General features: G+C 29.0%; 4 protein-coding genes. All 4 read left to right on the top strand.

Going from position 1 to position 7,533, the window contains the following annotated elements; genetic code table 11:
- The first annotated feature begins 134 nt into the window (after positions 1-134).
- The 4 genes from NSA58_RS12650 (at position 135) to hydE (ending at position 7,465) form a co-directional block, all read left to right on the top strand.
- Positions 135-4,469 (top strand): 2-hydroxyacyl-CoA dehydratase, encoded by a 4,335-nt coding sequence (locus tag NSA58_RS12650; protein ID WP_074429846.1) that lies wholly within the window; start codon positions 135-137, stop codon positions 4,467-4,469.
- Positions 4,470-4,592: 123 nt separating this feature from the next.
- A complete protein-coding gene (locus NSA58_RS12645) occupies positions 4,593-5,915 on the top strand; it encodes a hypothetical protein (protein ID WP_039681454.1) in 1,323 nt (440 codons plus the stop codon).
- A 75-nt stretch (positions 5,916-5,990) separates the two neighbouring features.
- Positions 5,991-6,341 (top strand): arsenate reductase family protein, encoded by a 351-nt coding sequence (locus tag NSA58_RS12640; protein ID WP_039681455.1) that lies wholly within the window; start codon positions 5,991-5,993, stop codon positions 6,339-6,341.
- A gap of 62 nt (positions 6,342-6,403) precedes the next feature.
- Positions 6,404-7,465, top strand: coding sequence for a [FeFe] hydrogenase H-cluster radical SAM maturase HydE (gene hydE, locus NSA58_RS12635; protein ID WP_039681456.1), 1,062 nt, complete (start codon positions 6,404-6,406; stop codon positions 7,463-7,465).
- Positions 7,466-7,533: the final 68 nt, after the last annotated feature.

The following is a 7,533-nucleotide window of genomic DNA, read 5'->3' as shown; positions in this document are numbered from 1 at the left end:
ATATTATATTAAAATTTAATTAACATTATTAGATATGTACAGTTTTGGCTTATAATTTATACTATAGAAATCGTAATAAAAATTTTAGTATACATGAAATATGAGCGGGATTTATATGTCATGGGGGGATAGTTATGAAGAAGACATACAATATGGGAATAGATGTAGGATCAACAACAGTAAAAACTGTAATTTTATATGATGATATACCTATTTATAAGGAATATAGAAGACATTTTTCAGATGTTAAAAAAGCTGTTAAAGAAATACTACGAAATATTTATGAGAAATTAGGAGATATTTGTGTATCAGTAGTGGTGACAGGATCTGGAGGAATAGATATATCCAATCATCTAAATTTAAAATTTATTCAAGAGGTTATTTCATCAACAAAAGCGATAGAAACATTTCATCCAGAAGCAGATGTTGTAATAGAATTAGGTGGAGAAGATGCAAAGATAACATATTTAAGTGGTGGAATTGACCAAAGAATGAATGGAATATGTGCTGGCGGAACTGGTGCTTTTATAGACCAGATGGCGACACTTTTAAAAACAGATGCTGAGGGATTAAATGAAATGGCAAAGGATTATAATATTATATACCCTATTGCTTCAAGATGTGGTGTTTTTGCAAAAACAGATATCCAACCATTGATAAATGATGGTGCAAAAAAAGCAGATATAGCTATGAGCATATTTAATGCCGTTGTAGTTCAAACAGTAAGTGTATTATCTTGTGGAAGAAAAATAGAAGGAAAAGTTGCTTTTCTAGGAGGACCTTTATATTTTTTATCTCAGCTTAGAAAGGCATTCCAAAATGTATTAAAACTTGAGGATGAAGACATAATTTTTCCAGAAGACGCCCAATTATACATAGCTATGGGGGCAAGTTTATTGTCAAAAGATGAAGAGTTTTTAATGCTAAATGATTTATTAAATAGATTAGAAGCAATTGAGAATATTGATATTGGGGGAAATAAGGGCCTAGATTGTTTATTTAAAGACTATAATGAATACGAAGTGTTTGTACATGAACATGAAAAAAATTCCGTTGAAGAAGTAGATATTAATAAAATAAAAGGAAATGTTTATTTGGGAATAGATGCAGGTTCAACTACCACAAAGGCCACATTAATAGATGAACATGGAAATTTAGTATATTCTTATTACAGTAGTAATGAAGGTAGTCCTTTGGAGACTTCCATAAGAGTTTTAAAAGATATATATAAAGTTTTGCCAAAAGGAATGAAAATACTTTCTTCTTGTGTAACAGGATATGGAGAAGCATTACTTAAAAAAGCATTGAAAGTTGATTTTGGAGAAATAGAAACTATAGCTCATTATAAAGCAGCAAAATATTTTAATAATGATGTAGATTTTATTTTAGATATTGGTGGTCAAGATATGAAATGTCTTGAAATAAAAAATGGAGTAATAGATAGCATAATACTAAATGAAGCTTGTTCTTCAGGATGTGGATCATTTTTAGAGACTTTTGCAAAATCCTTATCAATGACTATAGAAGAATTTGCCCATGTGGGAATATTCGCAAAAAATCCTGTGGACTTAGGTTCTAGATGTACAGTATTTATGAATTCAAAGGTAAAACAAGCACAAAAAGAAGGAGCTACCTTAGCTGATATATCTGCAGGACTTTCTTATTCAGTAATAAAAAATGCTTTATTTAAAGTTATAAAGATAAGGGATTTTAGCAGACTTGGAAATAATATAGTTGTGCAAGGTGGTACTTTTTATAATGATTTAGTACTTAGAGCTTTTGAAAAATTAACAGGAAGAGAAGTTATTAGACCTAATATTGCAGGTTTAATGGGGGCTTTTGGTTGTGCTTTAATAGCAAAAGCTAACTATAAGGAAAATTATGAAAGTCAATTATTAAATTTAGAGGGACTTAATAATATAAAACTTGATACTACAGTGAAAAGATGTAAAGGTTGTTCAAATAAATGCTTGCTTACAATAAATAAATTTTCTGAAGATGAAGTTTTTATATCAGGAAATAGATGTGAAAATGGAGCTTTTTTAAATGGAGATAAAAGTATAAAAAAACATAAAGAAAATCCTATTAACTTATTCAAATTTAAGTATGATAGATTATTCAAGTATTATAAACCTCTAAGTAAAGAAGAAGCGAAGAGGGGAGAAATTGGAATACCTAGAGTTTTAAATATGTATGAAGATTACCCATTTTGGTATACATTTTTTACGTCTTTAGGATTTAGGGTATTATTATCAGAAAGATCATCAAAAAAATTATATGAAAAAGGAATAGATTCCATAGCTTCTGAAACAGTATGCTATCCTGGAAAAATGGTTCATGGTCACATTCAAAGTTTAATTGATAGAGGAATAAAAACTATTTTTTATCCGGCAGTTACTCACGAATATAAAGAGGATGAAACAGCAGATAACAACTACAATTGTCCTGTAGTAATATCTTACTCTGAAGTTATAAAAAATAATTTAGAAGATTTAAGAACAAAAAATATTCATTATATTAATCCTTTTTTAAGTTTAAATAATAAAGAAAGATTAAAACGTAGGTTATATGAAGTTCTTAAAGAAAACTTTAAGGATATTACAAAGTCAGAGGTATTTAAGGCCGTAGATGAAGCTACAAATGAAGAAAATAATTTTAAAAGTGAAGTAAGAAAAGCAGGAGAAGATGCACTAAAACATATAAATAAAAATAACTTAAAAGGAATTATTTTGGCAGGTAGACCTTATCATCTAGATCCAGAAATCAACCATGGAATACCAGAGTTAATCAACTCCTTAGACATGGCTGTACTTACAGAAGATAGTGTTTGCCACCTTGCTAATCTAGATAGACCTCTTCGTGTAGTTGACCAATGGGTATACCACTCTAGATTATATAAGGCAGCATCATTTGTAAGAAATTTTGATAATCTAGAATTAGTTCAGTTAAACTCTTTTGGCTGTGGTATAGATGCAGTAACTACAGAACAAGTGGAAGAAATTTTAAGTGAAAAATCAAAAATTTACACTGTTATAAAGATAGATGAAGGAAATAACTTGGGAGCAGCAAAAATAAGATTAAGATCACTAAAAGCAGCCATGAAAGAAAGAGAAGAAAATAACATAAAGGCAGAGAATATAGAAGTTAAGAAAATTCCTTATGTTAAAAATACAAAACTTAATATAAAGCACACTTTACTTGCACCACAAATGTCTCCAATACATTTTCAGTTTGTACAAGAAGCTTTTAACTCTTCTGGTTGGAATGTTGTAATACTACAAGATACTAATAGAGAAGTTATAGAAGAAGGACTAAAATATGTACATAATGATGCATGTTATCCAGCAATAATAGTAATAGGTCAGTTAATAAAAGCTTTAAAATCAGGACAATACGATTTAAAAAATACTTCTGTAGTTATTACACAAACGGGTGGAGGATGCAGAGCTACCAACTATATTGGTTTCTTAAGAAAAGGACTATATGAGGCAGGTTTTAAGGATATACCAGTAATATCACTGAGTGTAAACAACATAGAAGACAATGGAATTAAGGACAATATATCATTAAAACTACTTCATAAGGCTATCATGAGTGCCGTCTATGGAGATTTACTAATGAAGGTGGTTTATAGAGTAAGACCTTATGAAGCCATAAAAGGTAGTACAAACAAACTTTATGATGAATGGGTAATTAAATGTAAGGAGTCTGTGAGAAATGGAAGTTTCTCAGAGTTTAAAAATAATATAAGAAATATAGTCAAAGATTTTGATAATTTAGAAATACTAGATATTGTAAAGCCTCGTGTGGGGTTAGTTGGAGAAATTTTAGTTAAGTTTCATCCAACAGCAAATAATAATGTGGTAGATATATTAGAAAAAGAAGGAGCAGAGGCAGTAATGCCAGAACTTATTAACTTTTTTACTGCTTGGTCTATAAATACCCTTTATAAGAGTAAGTATCTAGAAGGAAGCAAAAAATCAATTATAGGTGCAAAATTGTTTATAAGAATTGCAAATTTATATCAAAAAACTTATATAAAAGCATTAAAAGAAAGTAAAAGATTTTCTCCTCCAAATGATATTAGAGACTTGGCTAAAAAGGCTTCTGAAGTAGTGTCTATTGGAAATCAGACAGGAGAAGGTTGGTTATTAACAGGAGAAATGATAGAACTAATTGAAGATGGGGTGAAAAATGTAATCTGTATGCAACCTTTTGGGTGTTTACCAAATCATATAATTGGGAAGGGTTCTATTAAGGAGTTAAAACGAAGATATAAAGATGCCAATATAATTCCTGTAGATTATGACCCATCTGCCAGTGAAGTAAATCAAATTAATAGAATAAAGTTAATGTTATCAAAGGCATTTAAGACAATGAACAATAGTGAAAGGGCTTATATAAATATTAATGATTATAAAGTTAAAGAACCTGATGAAAATAAAAAGGAATGTTTAGTTAAATGCTAAGTATATAGAACAGATTAGAGCTATTTCTAGTCTGTTCTTGTATATAAAATAGAATTTTATCAACAATGGATATATTTATTATGATATAATAAAATTCAATATATAAGAAAAGGTGGAGTAGTTATGAAATCACTTAAAGATGCTATATCTTTAGATTATTTGGATTACGATGTAAGCGAAGATATTAGTATCCATGAAGGAAGATTTTGTGTTTACTTATATAACAAAAAATATAAATGCTACGGAAAAGTATTTTATAAAATGACCACTCCCATGTCTATAAATTTTAAAGGAAAAGTTTTATCAAGAAAAGATTATGATGTAGATATAACACTAGATTATGATAATGCTATATTAGAGGTTTATGGATATAAGCCAATCAATGTAACCGTAACAGTATCAAATGATTTAATATTAGAAGGATATATTAATGACGGGTATATTAAGTCTAAAAATTATTTTGTTGATAGTATAGATTTTTACATAGTAAATCTTGATAGATATTCAGGCAAGCTTATAATGCACGAGGATAAATTATTTGCTGGGAGAATGGAATTTAATATAGGCGATTTAGAGATAACCATTGATAAAAGGTATGATTTTACAAAGGAATTAAATCGTAATCTAAAAGATAAATCTGGTACTATAATTACTCATATCGGAAGAATGAAAAAGAAAGATGGAAGTTTATTTAAGACAAATAATATAAACGATGTGTTGGATAATATATCTATGGCACTTAGTTTTATGTGCGGTAGATATGTGGATATATGCATAGTTAAGGGATATGAGCTAAACAATAACATATTTAGATTATGTAGAGAGTGCATAGTAAGTCCTTTTAGATTTGTACCTAACTGGAAGGATACCATAGCGAATAATCATAATATAGAAAAATATATGACTTTAATGTGCAAAAGATTAAATGATATATACTATGGTCATGCTATCAAACAAGTTATTGATTGGTATATAGAAACATTGGGTAATACTACAATAGAAAACAATATCATATCCATGCAAATTGCACTTGAAACTTTATCATATGTGGTTTTAGTTGAGCAACAAAAGATTTTAAGTGATGAGGAATTTGATGAAAATTTATCATCAACAAATATTAGAATCTTACTAAACAGTTGTAAAATTCCTATTGGAAAGGAAGAGCTTTATTTATTTGATGAATATATTCAAAATAAATTTTTAGATGGTGTAGATTTAATTATATACTTTAGAAATAAAATAGTTCATCCAAGTAGAAAAAGAAATAGAGCAACTCTTCATGTGGAAGATATGTGGAATATAATTCAAATTGCCATAAGATATGTTGAATTAGTTATATTACATCTAATAAACTACAAAGGTGAGTACTCCAATAGATTAAAAGAAAGATCTTATGGAGAAGTGGAATTGGTACCATGGAATTTCTTGAGCAACGGAGTTGACTGAAGCGGAGCGAAGGCATCTCGTTGGCGACATGAACGAAGTGAATTTTTATAAAGAGTGATGGAAAGGAATTGAAATATGAAGTTTTATGGATACAAAAAATGCTCTACAGCAAACAAAGCTAAAAAATGGCTTAAAGATAATAATATAAATTTTGAAGAAATAGATTTAATTGATACACCACCGACAAAAGAAGAAATGAAAAAGATTTATGAAGAAAGTGGACATGAATTAAAAAAATTTTTCAATACAAGTGGTGTTAGATATAGAGAACTAGGTCTTAAAGAAGTATTAAAAACAGCAAGTGAAGATGAAATGCTTGAGTTATTGTCTAGTGATGGAAAATTGATAAAAAGACCATTATTAGTAGATAGCAAAAAGGTTTTAATTGGTTTTAAAGAAAATGAATATAAAGAAAATTTATTATAACAAATAATCTCCTTTGATTAATTTCAAAGGAGATTATTTGTAAGTGGAAAGGGGAGAGGGTGTTGACTAATAAAGACTTAATAGAAAAATTAAATGGGGAAAAGAAACTATATATTCATGAATGGGAACAACTACTTAGTGCATATACAGAAGCTGATAAAGATTATGCAGCAAAATTAGCGAGAGAGATATCGAATAAAAACTTTGGCAATAAAATATTTTTTCGTGGAATAATTGAATTTACTAATCATTGTAAAAATAATTGTAACTATTGTGGCATAAGAAGAGGTAATAAATGTGCTTCTAGATATAGACTTTCAAAAGAGGATATATTACTTTGTTGTGAAGAAGGTTATAAATATGGATATAGGACCTTTGTTTTACAAGGAGGAGAAGACCCGTTTTATGATGATGAGCTCATGTTGGACATAATAAAAGAAATACATGAAAATTATCCTGATTGTGCTATAACACTTTCTATTGGAGAAAAAAGTAAGGATTCATATGAAAAATTTTTTGAAGCTGGAGCAAATAGATATTTATTACGTCATGAAACAGCAGATAAAGAGCACTATAATAAGCTTCATACATCGGAACTTTCGTGGGAGCATAGAATAAAATGTTTAGAAGAACTAAAAGAGATCGGATATCAAACAGGATGTGGATTAATGGTAGGTTCTCCATATCAAACTATTAATCATTTAGCTAAAGATATGGTATTTATAGGTGAATTTGAACCTGAAATGATAGGTATAGGACCTTTTATACCTCATAAAGATACACCATTTAAAGAATTTCCAGCAGGTAGTGTGGATACAACCTTATTTTTATTAAGTTTATGCCGCATTATGCTACCAAATGCACTTTTGCCAGCTACAACAGCATTAGGAACAGTTAGTGGTGAAGGTAAACAATTAGGGGTAATGGCTGGGGCGAATGTAGTTATGCCTAATTTATCTCCACTTTCAGTTAGAAAAAAATATATGTTATATGATAATAAAGCAATTAATGATGATGATGCAGGAGAAAATCTAAATATATTGAAAGAAAATATGAAAAAAATTGGTTATGAAGTTGTTATAAATAAGGGTGATTTTAAAAAGGTTGAATATGGACAACAATAAGTAAAAAGATGCAGACTATAAAAAGTTTGCATCTTTTTTTGTTGATACTTGACATGGTATAAAGATCG

It is taken from the genome of Terrisporobacter muris, assembly GCF_024621905.1.
Classification (GTDB): domain Bacteria; phylum Bacillota; class Clostridia; order Peptostreptococcales; family Peptostreptococcaceae; genus Terrisporobacter; species Terrisporobacter muris.
Note: the sequence above shows the minus strand (reverse complement) of the source record. Positions and strands in the feature narration are given on the sequence as shown.

Coding starts and splice junctions, on each gene's coding strand:
- NSA58_RS12650 (WP_074429846.1), top strand. CDS start 135: ATGAAGAAGACATACAATATGGGAATAGATGTAGGATCAACAACAGTA.
- NSA58_RS12645 (WP_039681454.1), top strand. CDS start 4,593: ATGAAATCACTTAAAGATGCTATATCTTTAGATTATTTGGATTACGAT.
- NSA58_RS12640 (WP_039681455.1), top strand. CDS start 5,991: ATGAAGTTTTATGGATACAAAAAATGCTCTACAGCAAACAAAGCTAAA.